Origin of the sequence: Nocardia cyriacigeorgica, from assembly GCF_010868145.1 — a bacterium.
GTDB lineage: Bacteria > Actinomycetota > Actinomycetes > Mycobacteriales > Mycobacteriaceae > Nocardia > Nocardia cyriacigeorgica_D.
Map to the genome: position 1 here is coordinate 1 of NZ_JAAGUY010000008.1, position 16,513 is coordinate 16,513.

Here is a 16,513-nt window from a genome sequence, read left to right on the forward strand (position 1 = left end):
CCCCCAACCCCACCCGGCGGGCTTCGCCCCCCGACCCCACTCGAATTCGACGTCTCGGGTTGCGGGCCATCCTGCGGGCTTCGCCTCCCAGGGGCCTTATCTTGTGTTCGCCTACTCGCTGCCGCGACCCTTTCCATGGTCTGCTTGTGAGCTCAGCAATTCTCGCGTGGTGGGAGGCCCTGTGTCTCACACGAACGGTTGCGGTATGTGGTCTCGACGAATTCGACGAATCGCTGGACATCCTGAAAAGTCGAGGCGATTCCGAAGGAGACTCGGAGAGCGCCGCCGGTGGGCAGGCCGAGTTCGGTGATATACGCATTGATCGAGAGAGCCGACTTTCCGAACTGGCGGAGCAAGGATGGCCGACCGATGTCGAAGGCGGCCTCCCCAGCGCCGGGATTGCAGAAGCAGCCCGTGCGCAACGAATACCCTGCCGCCGAGGATTCTCGTGCGACCAGACGCTCATCAACGATGGCCCCGAAGGGGTCGAGGATATTCAGCGCCACCGTCGCGCCGCGGTTGACCATATTGGGCGGCCCATAGATTCGGACCATGGAAGCCCCGTTGTCGTGCTGGAGCGACAGGAGCCGGTCCAGAAGCCATCCGGTGAGGCAGCGGGTACGCCGATTGATCACATCGACGCCGACGCCGCGCAGCCAGCTGAGGCCATGCTCGATATCCGGTATGGCGAGGAAATTCACGGTGCCGTCCTCGAACTCGGCAGGTCCTGCGGCCGGTGCGTGCCAACCTCCCTGAACGCTGGCGGTCTGGATGGTCCCGCCGGAGAACCAGGGCCGCCGCAGCCTGGACAATGCGTCGCGGCGGGCGATCAGACAGCCGACTCCGGTCGGATAGCCGAAAAGCTTGTACCAGCTCACGGGAACGAAATCGGCCCGGACGGCGGCGAGGTCGAGCTCATGCGTCGGCAGATAGGCTGCCGCGTCCAGTAGGACATCGAAGCCATGCTCGTGTGCGATATCGACCCAGTCGAGCGGATGCTGAACACCGGTGAAATTGCTCTGCGCGGGATAGGCGAACAACCCACGGCTTCCTTCTCGGCCGCTCGCCACAGCCATCGACAGTGTTTCCCGCACCGTGCGGCGCTCCAGTGCCGCGCGGACGGCAGACCCGGCCACCCGTAGTTCGGAGCCCGCGATCGGGATGTATTCCGTTCGAGCACGCCGGGAGCGGGCGAATTCTCGAATTCCATTGACCGAATTATGGTTGTCGGCAGTCAGGACGAAACGTGTCGCTCGGCCGAAGGGATACGCTTCGCCGACCAATCGACAGGCCGCCGTGGCGTTCGCCGTGAAGATCACGGTGTAGTCCTGCGCGGGAGCGTTGAAATGGGCGAGCACGGACGCTCGAGCCGTCTCGACCCCGGCCGTCGCCGCCCGTGAGGTCGGGTTGTCCGAATGCGGATTTCCACGGCAGCCGGCAGAGATCCACTCGTGGTGTGCCTGATGTTGAGTGGTTGCGGCCAGCCCCGCGCCGGTGTAGTCGAGATAGACGTCCCGATTGCGATCCAGATACGCGTACTCGGTGGCCCGGAGGTCATCGAGCGCTGTTGTCGTGGCGTACTCCGGATAGTCGGCCAGAAAGTCCTGTGCGCTGACGGTACGCGCGACGTCTCCGCTCATAGCAAGTCCTTGTCTTGTCGTGTGAATCAGCGGTGGCTCGGTCGGCCCATCCGCATCCGTCGAGTCCTAGTCATCGTTGGCGGTTCTGCGACACGTAGTCTCCCTTCTTGGGGCACAAGATCTTTCGTCGCTGCCAACCAGCCAGATAACGAGACCTCCGATTCCGTTGAGAGTCAAGCATCTTCCTACTTCGCAGCATCGTTCTGCTTGTCGGCAGATGCTGGATGCACCCTGAGCTTCTGCGACATGCGACCGACGACCTGCTTCAAATGACACGTCAAATCGATTGAACCGCAACGCTGTTCACGCATAGATGCTCCCAGGAGTGGGAGCCCTCCAACCTTGACGGGTGATCTGCAACACATCAAACTCTAGTTACTCCAGCACTTCTGGAGGCTTGTCGGCCGACATGGTGAGTTCTAAGCGAATCGAGGATTCGGATTATGACTACGAGTATCTCGGCCGTGTCGGCTGAAACCGAAGTACCTGCTGCGGATTTCGACACGAAACACCTCAAGGAGAACCTGCGCTGGGGCCACTTGTTCTGGCCCGGCTCCACAGCGTTGACCGAGGAGCAGATCGACGATCGAGTAGTTCGCTACCAGAAGTCGCTCGAGCGCTTCCGGGCCAGCGGGATGCAGGGCAATTACCTTCCCGACGACCTGGAAGTCGACTCGGCATGGCATGCGCACCAGTGTGATCCGGTCGGTTACGCGGAGTTCTGTACCCGGTACTTCGGAGGCATTCTCGCCCACACAGTAACGCTGTGTGTCTGCAAGTTGGTCGATCTCGACCAGAAGTGATTCTCGCTTCGTGGTAGCCGTTCGGCGTAGCTCCCTGCTGGGGGCTGCGCCGAACGGTGCGATTATCTGACCGTACGTGCGTCCGGTGATGGCTGGACGGCTCACTGCTCGCGCGGGGCGATCGCATCGTTCCACATCCATGAATTGAAGTACGGCCATGAAGTGTTCGAGGATCCAGCGATGAAGATTCCGATTGAGCGAGAGAACTGGGCAGACGAGTTCTTCGACGAAGGTTTCCGCGAAACTTTCGACATCCTGGGAAGATACGACGACACCGATCGTGAGATCGAAGCGATTGTCGCATTGCTCCAATTGCCCCTCGGGGCGCGGATACTCGATGTCCCTTGCGGTTTCGGCCGTCACGCCGGGCCACTCAGTCGGCGCGGCTATCGAGTCATCGGTATCGATAGCTCGCTGAAACAGCTCGACGACGCCCGCCGTCGATATCCTGACTGCACCTTCGTCCTGACCGATATGCGAACGCCACCCACAGGTCCATACGACGCAATTCTGAACCTGTGGACCAGCTTCGGCTTCTTTGACACCCGCGAGGAAGACCTCGCCGCTCTCGCTGCCTGGGCCGAGGTTCTCGTGCCCGGGGGCAAGCTCGTCATGGAAATCGATACTCTCGAATACTTTGAGCGGCGTGCGCGCAACGGCAACGAATTGATCAGTACGCAGCTGGTTCAACGGTTCGATCTCGTTGGTCACGCTCGATACGACTGGACCACTCAGGAGCTCGAGACTCACTGGAAACGCCCCGGATGGTCCCGGCGGGGTCGGCTCCACATGTACTCCCGCCCACAACTCGAGACAGCAATCTACGAAGCCGGATTCGGCCACGTGGCATTCGCGGGAGACCTTCACGGCCGTCCGGTGGACCTGGACAGCAGAACCGTCATTGTGGCAACCAAGTAGCGCGGCGGTTTCGCAACGCCGACCGGCCGGTTGAGGGTGGCTGTGAATGAAATATGCAGCGGTTCAAAGCGTTTCAGCATCTTGGAAAGCGATCCTATGCTGATGGATAGCTCGCGCTGCTGATCGGATGGCCCTTCAGAGGCTGCGGTGAGCACCGACTGACGATGCCCACCAGCCCAGCTGATCGGCTACTTCTTCTCCACTGTCCTGGCGAGCAGGCCGAGCGAGGCTCGAAGTGCTGATTCAGGAAGAATCGGGAAGACTCCCATGTCGCGGTACTTCGCTGGGATCTGACTCCAGTCGTAGTACGACGTCACCGAGGTGCCGATCTCACTGGGTTCCACACGGTAGCCGTAGCGGTGTTCGATAGGCGGCACCTGGCCCTCTCGGGAGACTGTCCACGCGATATGGGTGTCCTTTTCGAAGTCGGTGATGGTCACCGTGACGTCGTACTTTCCCATCTCGGGAAAGTCGTTGAGCGATTCACGATCCATCTGCACGACGAATTCGTCTCCGACGGCGGTGATGGTTTCGCCTGCTGCGGATTGCAGCATGCCCGTGCTGTCGATCGACACATGCCCTTCGGGCGAGCACAGCAGGGCGAAGATCTCGGTCGGCTGTGCCGCGATCTCCCGTCGGACCTCGAACCGTTCTTCAGTCATGGGATCCATCTTCGCACAATCGCCGACCTGCCGCTGATCGAATAGGGTGCCGAAAGGCTCGAAATATAGTTAGGTACAACGTATTTCGATGAAGCAACGTCGCACTAGCCGGTCGTTCGAACTACTCCGGTCATGTCAGCCCATGCCGTGTCCGAGTGCACGTTTCAGGATCTCGCCGCTGCCCGCCTTGGGGAGATCATCGACGAACTCGACGATCCGCGGGCGCTTGTAGCCGGCAAGCCGACCTTCGAGCCAGCCGAGAAGTTCGGTCTCGTCGATCTGCTGATCGTGTCGCAGCACCACGACCGCTTTCACCGTCTCACCCCAGTGCGGGTGGGGAACGCCGACGACGGCGGCCTCGAGCACCGCAGGGTGCGCACCGATCGCATTCTCGACCTCGACCGAGTAGATGTTCTCTCCGCCGACGATGATCATGTTCTTGAGCCGGTCGTGAACGTAGAGGAATCCGTCGTTGTCGACCATCCCGATATCGCCGGTGCGGAACCAGCCGTCCGCGGATATCGCGGCGGCGGTCTCCGCGGGTTTGTTCCAATATCCCGTGGTCAGTTGCGGCGTCCGCAGCCAGATCTCGCCGTCCTCACCTGTCCCCACGTCACGACCGGTGGAAACGTCGACGATCCTGCACTCGCAGCTGGGGTGGAGGCGGCCAACGCTACCCGGATGCCGGTCGACCTCCCCGCTGCGCAGGACGGGCGCGACCGCCACGCCGGCACAGGTTTCGGTCAAGCCGTAACCCTGCGAAAAGCCGGTCTGCGGCAGCATCTCCATCGCCGCCTCGATCAGCGAACTGCTCGAGGGCGCGGAGCCGTAGATGATCACCTCGAGGCTGGACAGGTCGAAGGTCGCGGCGGCATTCTCGGCAACCAGACCGGCCAGCAGGGTCGGCACCATGCTGGTGTGGGTGACACCTCGGTCCTCGACGGCGTCGGCGATCGCGGCGACCGAGGACCCCGACGGAATGACCACCTCGCCGCCCAGGTGCACACAACACGTCACCGAGCTCATCCCGCTCATACGGAACATGGGCAGGGAGACCATGTACCTCATCTCCGGGTGCAGCGCCCAGGCTGCCGCGGCCTGCTGGGCCATCTCCCTCAGATTTCGCTCGACCAGCTGAATGCCCTTGGGCTCGCCGGTGGTGCCGGTCGTGTAGGCCAGCAGCACGAGGGAATCGTCGGATTGGTCGGCATCCGGCGCGTATCCGGAATCCCCTGCGGCATACCAGTGCTCGAAGCCGGAACCGTCGGGTCCGTCCAGCCGGACCACCGGGCATTGTGGGTCCGACTCCGATGCCAATTCCCGATCGGTGAAGAGCAGGGACGGGTCGCAGTCCTCCAGAACGGCTCGGAGCTCGCCCGCCGTCAGTCGCCAGTTCAGGCCGACCAGCACGATGCCGGCCCAGGAGGCGGCGTAGACGAGCTGGACGTAGGCCAGGTCGTTGTGCGCGAGCACCGCCATCCGGTCTCCGCGGCGTAGACCGGCAGCGTGCAGCCGGTCCGCGATTCGCGCCACGTCCCGGGCGAACTCCGCATAGGTCTGCGCCCCCGCGGGCGCGCTGACCGCGCGGCATCCGGCGCGGTCCCGAGCATGCCCGACCACAATGCCGGCCAGAGTCTGCGGGTGAGGAACGGTCATCGGCGTCTCCCTGGATGCTAACCGCGCCTGCGGTCACCTGCCCGGCGTACCGGATGGTTGATGTCCCATGGGTGCCGGATCACGTGGCGAGCGGGGTTCGATCTCGTCGATGATGAACTGCCGTACCCAGGCGACCTCTCGGGCGAACTCCAACTCGGTCTCGAATGCCGATCCCGAAGATGTTGCAGGACATAGTATCCGGGGCGCAATCGAGTTGTCACGCGATTCGAAAGGACTCAATTCCACCTCCGCGGCCTCGGTGGAGCGCTTCGGAGCGCCGATCAGGCGGCGAGCGGGCGGGCGGGCTCGCGGTGGCAGCGGCAGGACAATCGGCGGACATCCATGCCCAGTGGGGCCGCGGCGAAATAGACGATTCGGCGGTCCTGCTCCACCGCAGCCATCGCGGCCGGTGACGACACGAGGCAGTCGGCGGTGGCGGCCGATACCGGCTGCCACGGGCCGAAGCCGCGCGGAACGTCCGGGGGTGTCGGGAGTGGAGGAATATCCACCTTCTGGCGCAGCGCATCCGGAACGGGGAAATAGCAGTAGAACTCGGGCCGCAGACCGCTGGTGAGATCCTTCGCGATGGCTGTCGCCTGGTCGAAACTCGGGGCCGGGATGTATATCTGCGGATTGGCGCTCGGAATGACTGCCCACTGCCAGAGGGTGGTGGTGGCGTGCATCGCGATCTGAGTGCCCTGGTCGATGCTCATGAGGTCGCTCCGGTGGCGATGGCGCCGAGCACGACGACGAACGCCATGACGGCCACGACCAGCAGCAGCGCGAAACCGAGGCTGTCGAGCAGGCGGGCGAGAGTGAATCGGTGGTGTCGTTCGAAATGAATGTGCATGATTTCCGGCTCCATCCGATGTCGGCCACGGTGTGCCGAACATCGTCGAGGCGACCGGTTCAACCGGTACTGGCTATTTGCCAGATGAATTCTATGAGCCATTTCTGGACGACTATTCCCACTGTTGGCTACATTGTGGTCTGGCCCAGGCGGGATTGTCAGCGAGCGGAACATGTGGGTTGCCCACTAATAACGTGTTTGTCGTTGCGCTTGGAATAATTGAACTTCTGATCAGGTCGACGATCCTCTTCGTCTTGGCTCGGCAATCCAGGCGGGTGCTCGCCTAGGGCACTCGCCCCTATTTGTTGGGTTCCCCATGTTTGTGGGCGCAGCCCCATGCCCCACCCAGCGGGCTTCGCGCCCGGACTCCTGGTCGCGTGCCCGCGGTCATGGCCGTTCGGTCGCTACTGGGTTTCGCCAGACAGCTGTTGTGCTCCGGACACCTTTGCGTGGCAGGTTCCGCACTCCTCGAGCGGGCTGCGGTCGCTCGTCAGTATCTGCCGTCTCGAATCCGCGCCGTATCCTTGGCATCTAGTACCGCGCTCGCGCAAGTCTCCCAGCTCCGATCTGGTTATGGTTCGAGACCGGGGTGAGCAGCCAGCGCGACAGTCGCACCCAGGGTGAAAACGGCGGCCAGTAGGTTGCCGACAGCGAGGTTGGCGTACCGGTACTTGCGACGGGCTACTCTCGCGTTTTCCCAAACCTGAGCCGCTAGGTTGTCGACAATACGTTCTGGATCACGACTCAATGCGACAAGTGCTTCGGTATAGCCGTCGCGGCCCAGGCTAACCGCCCCTGTAGTTTGACCGTCGTGTAGCGGACCGATGGAGGCCGCGGGAGGGCTGAGCCGGGGCCAGAGAACGCAGATCGCGAACAGGGCGGCAGTGATGACGAGGAAAGTGCAGATAGCGGCACTGGTGGCTAAGACGACATGATGCGGTTCGCGACCGGCGCGGACAACACTGAACAACACCTGACCGAGCACTCCCGCCGCTGCCAAGGTGGTGATGGCCTTGGTCTCGGCGTGTCTGATCTGAGCATGTACCAGTTCCAAAGTTCGCCAGGCGCTTTCGATGGCCTCGCGATGACCGGTTGCCCGATGGGCGAAATTCCGCGTGTCATCGGCCACCGATCTCACAATCGTCAAAAACCGCATTCGGAACGTCATTTCAGTCGACATCGGTTTCGTCCTCGTCCAGCTTGCCGGTCGTCGGGGTGCCTAGTGGTGATTCAGCAGGGGAGGCGTCCAATGCCGCGACGGTGTCGTCGATCAGTCGATCGAAAAGGCCGTCCAGCTTGTCGGGATCGATGTTGACGTTGTCCGCGCCTCCTCGACGTATCCAGGCTCTCAGTGCGAGTAGATGCTCCCGCAAGGCTTGTTCGGAGGCGTGATGAGTTCGATCGCTGTCGCGCTCGGCAGCCGTGCGCAGCTGCGCTGCCAGATCGGCGGAACTGATATCCCCACTGACGAGCGCCAGATGCGCCGCGCGAACCTCGTCGTGCCCTACCGCGTCGAGCTGTTTGTGTAGCTGGATCAACCGATGGTTGCCGAGGTTGGATTCCAAGGTGTGATCGTGCTTTTGTTTCAAGTCGCGCAACGTATGGTCGTGGTCCTGCAGGATTCGAGCGAGGGCGTAGACCAGGCCGGAACCCTCGGCGTTCAGTGTTGTCGAGCGTCGAAGTTCGCGGCGTCGCCGCTCAAAGTCGGCCAGCTCGGCCGGCATCATGACTTCGACACTGACGGGCTTTATGCGCATGCCAGGCTCCGAGATCGGCGCCTCCGTTGCAAAGACGCCCAGCCATTGGTTGAGTTCGGCGCGCATGTCGGCGACCTGGTCCAACCGGAACTTGTGGCCGATCTCGACAAATCCCCGAATGCTCCGCAGATGCCCCTCGAGAAACGACCTGGCGTCCACCCTGCCGTTCCGCACGACCACGATCGGTTCGGTGACCTCGCATTCGAAGGTGACCTGAACGGTAAACTCCGCAGCATCGGCGGCCGGAAGTGCCAACTCGACGACCACCGGCGCATCCAGGCTCATATCGACCAAACTGACGTGGGTGGCTTTGATGACGTTGCTATGCGAGGACCCCCACTGTCCGTTATCAACAAGTAGGCGACCGTTCACTCGGAAGACCAGGATCTCGTGGGCATTCGGTTCCGGTGTCTCACCCCGCGGGCGGGTACGTTTCCGCAAGCCGCGTCGCGGAACAATTGAGAGGTTTCGTTGTTCGAGAATGGGATATCGCATGTGTGGTCCTTATCAGTCGTCGGCGGCGTCTAGAGCAGCCGCGAGCGCGCGGACTGTAGTGCTGGAGGGATGCCTCTGGCTGGAACCTGACGACGTTTGTCGTGCCCGCAATGTGTGGCGGAACTCGATGTCGTGTCGGAGTGAACGACGTTCTCGCGCGGGAACAGCCTCTGCGAGTGCCGTTCCCAGATCGAAGGCGGCATTGTTGGGATCGCGCGCGAAGTTCGATAATGTGGCCAGTCCATCCAGCAGTGCATTCACCGCCGCACTACGTGTCGGTCGATGACGCAAGGCATACGTCCATAGCCGGGCGACAACCACGATTTGGCCGGGGTGGTTGATCAGGTATTCGAACACCGCCGATCGTTCGGTCCACATGTCCTCGGCCGCGAGAATGTCGACTATGGCCAAGGCAGCGAGGGTACGGTATTTCCGACTCTGGGGGTCAATGAACCGCTTCTCGAGCATGGTCAGCACAACGTCCGCGCCCTCTGGCGATTTCGACAGCGTGACAAAAAGATTCGCCAGCAACAGGTACTGGACTGGACTGCCGTCACCGTTGGTGATGTTGTGCCAGAGCAGCTTCGCGGCCTCCTCGGGGAAAACCGCGCCCAGCAGAGTTGTGCAGGCGAGGCCCGCGGTCGTTCGTTGCTGGTGGTTCCCGTCCGTCGCCCAAGCTACCGCTGCACGTAGCGCGGTCGGGGCGAGGTTCTCCGAGGCGGACAGCCGCGAAAGGACGAGCGCCGCTGCCATCTGACACTCCCACCCATCTCGGCCACTCGACCATGGCTCGAGGTATTCCTCTACTACTTCGTCACAGCACATGACCGCCAACGTGCTGAGCGCGTCCGCGATCGCGTGACTGTCGAAGGCGCCGTCATCGTTCTTCACCGCCATCGTTAGCCACACCTGAACCGCGTTCCAGAAGCGGACATCCATTCGAGCCCAGAGATCGGCGATGGCGAGGTGTCGGTAGGCGTCATCCTTGAATCGCAGGATTCGCCGCGGCACGACCGTGGAGAATTCGACCGTCAGGTGGATGAGGCTGGTTTCGTCTGCCAGTGTGCGCCGATGCTGAGGGAGGACATCGCATCCTGGCTGTGGAGAAGGGGCGTCCTCTGACCCCGCCAGTATTTCTCCCAGTACCGCGAGGAGTAGCTCTAGTCCCGATTCGAACTCGCGTTGACCACATTCGCCGAGGAAGCACAGTGTTGTGACCTCCAAAATCTCTCGGCGTGTGTGTGGCGAATCGAACCACTCGCGAACTCTCAGCTCGGCTGAAGCGTTGAACACGCTGAGCGCCGATTCCGGCGGTTCGCCCCGGGATACCCGTTCCGCCACCGCACGAAGGTCGGCGAGTACGAACTCGGTCGGCAGCGCGTCTTCGATATCTGCGATCTTGTCGAAGTAGACGGTTCCGCGGGACTGAAAGATCCAAGCCCGCAGTACGCGATCGACGTCAGGTTGTATCCAGTCGAAGGTGGCAACGGCTCGGGGAATTCGCGAGGGTGACGCCCGTCGCGTAAGAACCAACCAGGCCCCGGAGGTCCGGACCCGATCGACAATGGCGCGCCACATGAACTCGGTGTCGACCTTCCGGTCGTCCCACTCACCGTCGAGCACCAAGTAGCCATGGTCGGCCTGATAGGTAAAGCGAGATAGTTCGTCCAGCGATACCGCGGGTGAAAGCGTGCGGATCGGGCCTTCGGTGACCTCTCGTAGAAGCACGATCGCGCCAGTCCGCTTACCCACGCCTTGCGGGCCCTGCAACACAATGAGGTGGCTAGAATTCAATGCATCGAATGCCTCGCCGAAAGGGGCGGGTTGTAGGTAGCAACCGCGCGCCTCCGCTATCTCGGAATCGGACAGAGCGCCGGTGGATCGCACGAGCGTGGAGGCCGCCGACTCGGCAGTCGTCGATCCGAAATGGCCGTTGTTGGCGAGGATAGGCGCATGGAAATGTTGGGTGAATTGCTGAGTAAACTGCTTGATCTGATCGACACTTGTCGCTCCGGCATCGACAACACCGCTACCGGACGCCGCAGAGCTATCCGTCATCGGGCTGCTGACACCGCTATCGCGTGCTCCTGATGGAGGAGCGATGGTTTCGTATACTGAGGCTGAATGATCTTCTGCGGTCATCGGTTCCACACCATCCCGATGACACCATTCGGAATATTGACATTTCCATGGATGGTGGTTTCGACGGTCGTAGGTCGCGGAGCTTCCTTCATTTCCTTCACTCGAGGATCTGATCCCCGACCTGCGTCTGGCGCCGCGGAGTTCTCCGGCGGTAGCGGTACGGCGTGCACATCATGTCCAGGGAGGTAGAGGTATGCGGTTTCACACAGTTCTTTGTTCCGTACCTCCACGGTTCGGAACAGGTTCGGGTCAAGGGATGTGTGTCGCTGTAGTACCGACTCATTGAACACGCGCTCGGAGAGGATCACAGCGAGGTTCGACGCATGGGTCAGCTCGAGCGCCTTCTTGACTGACGTTGAATCGGCCAGCCGGGAGACCATCACGACGCCCTGGCCTGAGTACCCATTCTCGGCTTCGGCTACCGAGCCGAAATGAATCGCCAGACGTAGCCGCAATCGAGCTTCGTCCCGGAGGTCCCGATTGTGCGCAATGAGGGCGTTGTTCAGCTCACGGACGAAGCCGTCGATAATCATCTGCTCGCGTTCTGACTCGTCAGCGGGAAGCACCGCCAGTTCGCCGTCGCCTTGGGGTTGTTTTGCCCACGCGTCCCTGTGAAGGCCGGCCCGTGCGGCCGCCAGGTCGAGCAGGTGGAGGAGGTTCGCCTGCAGCGCGTGCTGTCGCTGGTCGTCACGAGCCCCGTACCCAACCGCGTCGACGGCGAGTAGAAGCCGCCTTTTGAACTTCGCTTCCTTCGTCATCGTGACCACCTTTCTGAATAACCCTGGGGCGAAGCATGTTTCAGATCGCCCACGTGTATCTAGGGCAGAGTGTCACAGAACTCTCGTCGAGACCCCGGAAAATTCAGGAGTCCTGGAATCAGTTCGCGTCAGCTACCACCCGCAGCCGCTCCATGTCGGTGATCGTGACTCTTCGATATGACGATCGCACCAGGCTCTGTGCGCGCAGCTGCCTCATGGCAAGGCCGATCGCGTCCTCTCCTGCCCCGATCAGTCGGCCGAGCTCTGCACGGGACAGCCGGACTCCGAGCTCGTAGCCGTCGGGCGTCGCGTGGCCGTGGCGCTCGGCCAATTCGAGAAGCACTCGTGCCAGCCGCTCTGGGATGTCATAGCTGGCGAAGTCCAGGCGTCGGCGGTTCGCCCAGTCGAGCCTGTCGGCGAGCATGCGGCACAGCGCCTCCCACCCATCCGCATAGGTGTTGAGGAAGTCGAGGAACGAATCGGGGTCAATCGAGTGCACGAGAGTATCCGTGCACGTGGTAACGGTCGCGGACCTGCCCGTGCCACGCAGTACTGCCAGCTCGCCAACGATGTCGCCGGTGACGCGGATTCCGAGAAGTGTTTCGTGGCCACTGCGGGTGACTGCGGTGATCTTCACACAGGCCGGTAGCTGCCGATCGTGAGATCGAAGCAGCAAGACGTTCTTGCTCGTCTGCCCCTGCCCGATCAGGACGGTCCCAGGTGGGCGAGTGTGAGGGATTGCCAAGTCAAGTAGCGCGCGGCGGGAGCCCTCGTTCAGCTGGGCCATCAAGGTCCCCGTCGGCCAATGTTGTGGCATATCGACCCTCCCCGTTCCCTGCTCTAGATTCGGCGTCGCCCAGTCTGGGAGCCGGTATCGGCGATATGAGGCCGATGCAACCGATGGCGACGACTGTTCCAGACCCTGTCGTCGTCCACGGCTTGTTTCAGGCAGGGAATGCGACGACGGTAGGCCGCGATCGCGAGTGCCGAGCTAGGCCTGCTCACGTAGCTACCATCCGGTTGAATGTTCACCGAGTCGTTGACCAGCGCGTTACGGTTCCCCCGCAAGACATCGGGTCCACCAACGGCGGCGAGTGCACACATTGAGACCGCTCGCTGATGCAGAGGTAGCGGGATTGATGCTACGTCATCAAAATGGTTGATGCTATGATGCAATCATGCGGACTACGGTAACTTTGGACCCTGATATCGCCGCGCTGCTCACTAAGTACATGAAGGAGACGGGTGTTTCCTTCAAAAAGGCGTTGAACGATGCGCTGCGGTCCGCGCTCGCGCCGAAATCTACCGGAGAGCGCATCGGCGTGCGCACGCGATCGATGGGCAGGCCGTCGGTAAGTCTCGACAAGGCGTTGCAGCTTGCGTCGGCCGTCGAGGACGAGGAGATCGTTCGCAAGCTGGAACTGCGCAAGTGAAGATCGTCGACCTGAACGTCCTGCTGTACGCGATCAACGAGGATTCTCCGCATCATCGCAGTGCGCACGCGTGGCTGGAGGAAGCGCTGAACGGCGTCGAGCCGATCGGGTTCTGCTGGGCAGTGATCCTGGGGTACATCCGGATCAGCACCAATCCGCGAATCTTTCCGAACCCGCCCGCCGCCGAGGATGTGGTGTCTGATGTCAGGTCGTGGCTGAGTAGCGATGCGGCAGTGGTGGTGGAGCCGGGACCGCGACACCTCGACCTCATGGAAGGGCTGCTGGAAAAAGCGGGGACCGCCGGCAACTTGGTGACAGACACCCATATCGCCGCACTGGCGATCGAACACGGGGCTGGGGTGGTGACCTTCGATAGCGACTTCGAGCGATTCGATGGGGTCCGCTGGTCGAAACCGTCCGCCTGAGTGTTGAGTGCTGCAGGAGAACCGATCCGCCATGGTATTGGATGGAGTCGTCATGACGCCGTGCGAGCTGATGGCAACTGATGCGGAGCCTGCCTGAACGGCTCCGCGGGCTCCGTGGCCTACCTCGACCCGGGTGCTGCGCTATCGGCTGAGGGTGATTGCTGTCGCCCGGCATACTGTCGGGCGACGGCCGCCAGGACCGTATCAACTGCATGTTCGGCGAGAGATTCGGTGAGCGGCAAGTGTCCAAACAGCGCGCGGTAGTACAACGGGGCTGCGAGGGCATCGAGAACGAAATCTACGTCGACGGCGGGATCAATCTCGCCACGCTCCATCGCCGAACGCAAGGTGGCGGCGGTGGTTTCGCGGCGGGGATCGAAGACGCGGCGGCGGAACTCGCCCGCAAGGTCGGGGTCGGCGGCCAAATCGGCGACCAGAGCCGGTAGGGCTCGGCCGAGGGCTGTGCCTGACAGGGCGTGCACCAGTGTCGTCATTCCCGTCACGAGGTCGTGCCGCAGATCGCCGGTGTCGGGCGTGGGGGTGACGCCGAGATGCCGGGCGACGGCCTCGACTACCAGGTGCTGCTTCGATGGCCAGCGCCGATACACCGCAGGCCGGTGGACGCCTGCCTCGGCGGCCACGGCCCCCATGGTGAGCTGCTGGTAGCCGACTGTGCCCAGCAGGTCCACCGTTGCGGTCAGGATCGCGTCATCGATCCGAACATCCCGGGTGCGCACCATGCGCCCAACCCTAGAAGACCGGTTTCGGCACCAGCACGACCCGCCAACCGTCCGGATCTTCGAAAGTGAGCGCACCGACGCCATCCCAGTATGGATTCTCGGCCGCCACTGGTTCATGGCCGGCCGCGGCCAGCCGCTCGACCGCCTCGTACATCCGGGCATCGCCGTGGAAGTACAGGACGAGCAGATTGTCGGCGGTCGGCGCCGGGCACGGGCTGCCGTCCACGTGGGTGGTGAATTCCAGGTGGTGGTCGGTACCGGGCAAGCCGAGCATCACGCCGTCGTACCCGGCGTGGTTCTCGAACCGGTAGAGGACGGGCAGGCCGAGATGCCGGACGTAGAACTCCTCGACTTCCGCGAGTTGGTCGGTCGGGCGGGCGACGCGGACTTGGGCGACTTCGGGGCCGGTGGGCCATTGAGTAGGTGGTGTAGCCATGAGTATAACGGTACATGATGTACCGATATAATGTGCGGAGCCGGCGGAGGGTCGAGTCGCTGAAGGTCCCTATGGTTGCCACGGCGGGCTATTGCGATCGCCATGGCGGAGTTGCGGTCGCGCCGGTAGTGGGTGGTTGGCGCGTGGCGGTTCGGGCACATTCCGGATGTGTGTCGTGACGGTGCGTCGGACAGGCCGCGATCTCGCGGGCCGAGCAGATTGTGCGACACCGGGAGTGCTGATCATCCACCCGGAGGGGCGGCTAGTTGCGCCGGGGAGGTGAGCGGCTTGTCGCTACCGCACCAGCCGCCGGTGACGATCGTTGAACCGCTGTTCGAAGCCCACAATGTATTCGCCCGGCGCGATCGAAGACGACGACTGTTCCAGCACACCGTCATCGGCGACATAGAAAATGGCCCGGCCGATGGAGATCTCGCCGTCCGGCACCGGCACGTACACCATCCAGCCGATGTTGATCCGGTGCGCGGTCAACTCCGACAGCGGGTATCCGGTCGTGTCGAGACCGCGGGTGACGATGTAGTCGCGAACTCGGCCGATCGCCACATCCGCGGGCAGTTCCTCGGGCAGCGTCGACACCACACCGGCGAGACCGAGCTGGTAGAGCGCACCGTCGATATCGAATCGGTCGCCATCGAACACCGTGGTCAGCGTCTCCCGAGTCACCACTCCGGCTTCCGCGGCGGCCACCAGGGTCGCGGCGCGTTCGGAAAGGTCGTCCCCCGGTGCGTCGTCGACAAGGCCCGCGACGATCCCCGCGACGATCTCGGCGGTCCACACCCCGGGCACCGCGGTGGCGCAATGCTCGGCAGTCGGTGATTCGCCGCGATACCAGCGCCCACCTTCCCACCAATAGCAGAACGACAGCAGACCGGATGACGCTCGCGGATTCAGTACCGGATTCGCCACCCAATCAGGCGCGCCCGCATAGAGCCTCGGCAGGGGTGTGTCGCCGTTATAGGCGGCGTCCAGCGTTGGCGCGTTCCACACCCCGCCGGACAGCACGGCCCGCCCACCAGGAAGCGCGTGCAGCGTCGACCCGCCCCGCGCCGCTCCCTCGAAGACCCCGGTCCACGGCAACAACCGTGGGCCCCACTGTGAGCGCGCCGCCACGAACGCGGCACTCAACGTCGCCCACCGCGCCCACATCACCGGAAACGGCGGAAACTCGTTCTCCGCGAGTACCGCCCATACCTGCTCGGCCCGGTCCGTCCGCGCCTGTTCGGCCGCGTGCTGCGGCGTACGCTGCTGACGGTCGCCGTGCAGGATATAGGCTGCCAGCCACACCGGCACGTGCTTGCGGGGGTAGGTCACCAGGTCGGCGCGATAGGCCTCCGGTTCGAAGATCTGATCCGGGGGGAAAGGGTCAGCGCCGTAGTCGTAGTCGACGACGATCTCACCGGACTCGGTCATCGTTGCCAACAGGCGCCACCACGGACCCGCGTCCGAGGCAGCAGCTGCGGTGCGAAGCTTTCGGATGAGCGTGAGCAACGTTTTCCGTGCAGGTACGAGGACCTGCTGCGCGCCGACGGAGTAGGCGATATGCGCCGTTTCGGCCGCGACGGTCATGGCGAAGGCCGCATCGACCCGATGCCAGCCTCGGGGTGCGTGCTTGTGTAATTCGCGAGCCAGCGGGTCGGTCAGTCCGTCCGGTTTGCCAGCGGTATCGGCATCGTCGGCCACCCCGTCCTCCTCTGCGGCTGCCTCGCTCTGGGCTGGCTGGGAAGTGGCACCAGCCTCGGCCGGTGGCCGTGGCGACCCGGCGACAGTAGCGACTCCG

General features: G+C 62.9%; 17 protein-coding genes. 4 read left to right on the forward strand and 13 right to left on the reverse strand.

Translation table 11 applies throughout. The annotated features are described in order from the left end of the window. Window positions 1–152 precede the first annotated feature (152 nt). Window positions 153–1,640 (reverse strand): aminotransferase class V-fold PLP-dependent enzyme, encoded by a 1,488-nt coding sequence (locus GV792_RS12305; protein WP_163824225.1) that lies wholly within the window; start codon window positions 1,638–1,640, stop codon window positions 153–155. A gap of 443 nt (window positions 1,641–2,083) precedes the next feature. Between GV792_RS12305 and GV792_RS12310 the strand changes: the two genes are divergently transcribed. Further along, window positions 2,084–2,443: a hypothetical protein gene (locus GV792_RS12310; protein WP_163824226.1), complete on the forward strand. Its 360-nt coding sequence runs from the start codon at window positions 2,084–2,086 to the stop codon at window positions 2,441–2,443. A 180-nt stretch (window positions 2,444–2,623) separates the two neighbouring features. Further along, window positions 2,624–3,361, forward strand: coding sequence for a class I SAM-dependent methyltransferase (locus tag GV792_RS12315; RefSeq protein ID WP_163824227.1), 738 nt, complete (start codon window positions 2,624–2,626; stop codon window positions 3,359–3,361). A 188-nt stretch (window positions 3,362–3,549) separates the two neighbouring features. On the opposite strand, the gene GV792_RS12320 is transcribed toward GV792_RS12315, so the two are convergent. The 9 genes from GV792_RS12320 to GV792_RS12360 form a co-directional block, all read right to left on the reverse strand. Continuing rightward, entirely contained in the window at window positions 3,550–4,023 is a 474-nt protein-coding gene (locus tag GV792_RS12320) for an SRPBCC family protein (RefSeq protein WP_163824228.1), read from the reverse strand. A gap of 135 nt (window positions 4,024–4,158) precedes the next feature. Further along, a complete protein-coding gene (locus GV792_RS12325) occupies window positions 4,159–5,679 on the reverse strand; it encodes a class I adenylate-forming enzyme family protein (protein ID WP_163824229.1) in 1,521 nt (506 codons plus the stop codon). 281 nt (window positions 5,680–5,960) lie between these two features. After that, the gene (locus GV792_RS12330; protein ID WP_163824230.1) at window positions 5,961–6,392 is read right to left on the reverse strand and encodes a hypothetical protein; all 432 of its coding nucleotides are present in this window, start codon (window positions 6,390–6,392) and stop codon (window positions 5,961–5,963) included. After that, on the reverse strand, window positions 6,389–6,529 hold the full coding sequence (locus tag GV792_RS12335) for a hypothetical protein (protein ID WP_163824231.1): 141 nt from the start codon (window positions 6,527–6,529) through the stop codon (window positions 6,389–6,391). Before GV792_RS12335 ends, GV792_RS12330 begins: the two co-directional genes overlap by 4 nt. 571 nt (window positions 6,530–7,100) lie before the next feature. Further along, window positions 7,101–7,709: a Pycsar system effector family protein gene (locus GV792_RS12340; RefSeq protein ID WP_163824232.1), complete on the reverse strand. Its 609-nt coding sequence runs from the start codon at window positions 7,707–7,709 to the stop codon at window positions 7,101–7,103. Continuing rightward, window positions 7,699–8,658, reverse strand: coding sequence for a hypothetical protein (locus tag GV792_RS12345; protein ID WP_163824233.1), 960 nt, complete (start codon window positions 8,656–8,658; stop codon window positions 7,699–7,701). Before GV792_RS12345 ends, GV792_RS12340 begins: the two co-directional genes overlap by 11 nt. 135 nt (window positions 8,659–8,793) lie before the next feature. After that, window positions 8,794–10,923 carry a hypothetical protein gene (locus GV792_RS12350; RefSeq protein WP_163824234.1) on the reverse strand — a complete coding sequence of 710 codons (2,130 nt, stop codon included), beginning with the start codon at window positions 10,921–10,923 and terminating at the stop codon, window positions 8,794–8,796. Next, a complete protein-coding gene (locus GV792_RS12355; RefSeq protein ID WP_163824235.1) occupies window positions 10,920–11,681 on the reverse strand; it encodes a hypothetical protein in 762 nt (253 codons plus the stop codon). Before GV792_RS12355 ends, GV792_RS12350 begins: the two co-directional genes overlap by 4 nt. A 118-nt stretch (window positions 11,682–11,799) precedes the next feature. Beyond that, the gene (locus tag GV792_RS12360) at window positions 11,800–12,498 is read right to left on the reverse strand and encodes a Crp/Fnr family transcriptional regulator (RefSeq protein ID WP_218581195.1); all 699 of its coding nucleotides are present in this window, start codon (window positions 12,496–12,498) and stop codon (window positions 11,800–11,802) included. Between the two features lie 361 nt (window positions 12,499–12,859). Here GV792_RS12360 and GV792_RS12365 point away from each other — a divergent pair, with 361 nt between their 5' ends. Next, entirely contained in the window at window positions 12,860–13,114 is a 255-nt protein-coding gene (locus tag GV792_RS12365) for an antitoxin (protein ID WP_163824236.1), read from the forward strand. Then, entirely contained in the window at window positions 13,111–13,539 is a 429-nt protein-coding gene (locus GV792_RS12370) for a type II toxin-antitoxin system VapC family toxin (RefSeq protein WP_163824237.1), read from the forward strand. Before GV792_RS12365 ends, GV792_RS12370 begins: the two co-directional genes overlap by 4 nt. 119 nt (window positions 13,540–13,658) lie before the next feature. Here GV792_RS12370 and GV792_RS12375 read toward each other — a convergent pair whose 3' ends face one another. The 3 genes from GV792_RS12375 to GV792_RS12385 all read right to left on the reverse strand — a co-directional run bounded on the left by GV792_RS12375 (window position 13,659) and on the right by GV792_RS12385 (window position 16,416). Beyond that, entirely contained in the window at window positions 13,659–14,279 is a 621-nt protein-coding gene (locus GV792_RS12375) for a TetR/AcrR family transcriptional regulator (protein ID WP_163824238.1), read from the reverse strand. 10 nt (window positions 14,280–14,289) lie between these two features. After that, complete coding sequence (locus GV792_RS12380; protein WP_163824239.1) at window positions 14,290–14,715, reverse strand: VOC family protein; 426 nt, start codon at window positions 14,713–14,715, stop codon at window positions 14,290–14,292. A 294-nt stretch (window positions 14,716–15,009) separates the two neighbouring features. Further along, window positions 15,010–16,416, reverse strand: a complete 1,407-nt coding sequence (locus GV792_RS12385) for a hypothetical protein (protein ID WP_309138630.1) — start codon at window positions 16,414–16,416, stop codon at window positions 15,010–15,012. Between the last annotated feature and the right edge of the window lie 97 nt (window positions 16,417–16,513).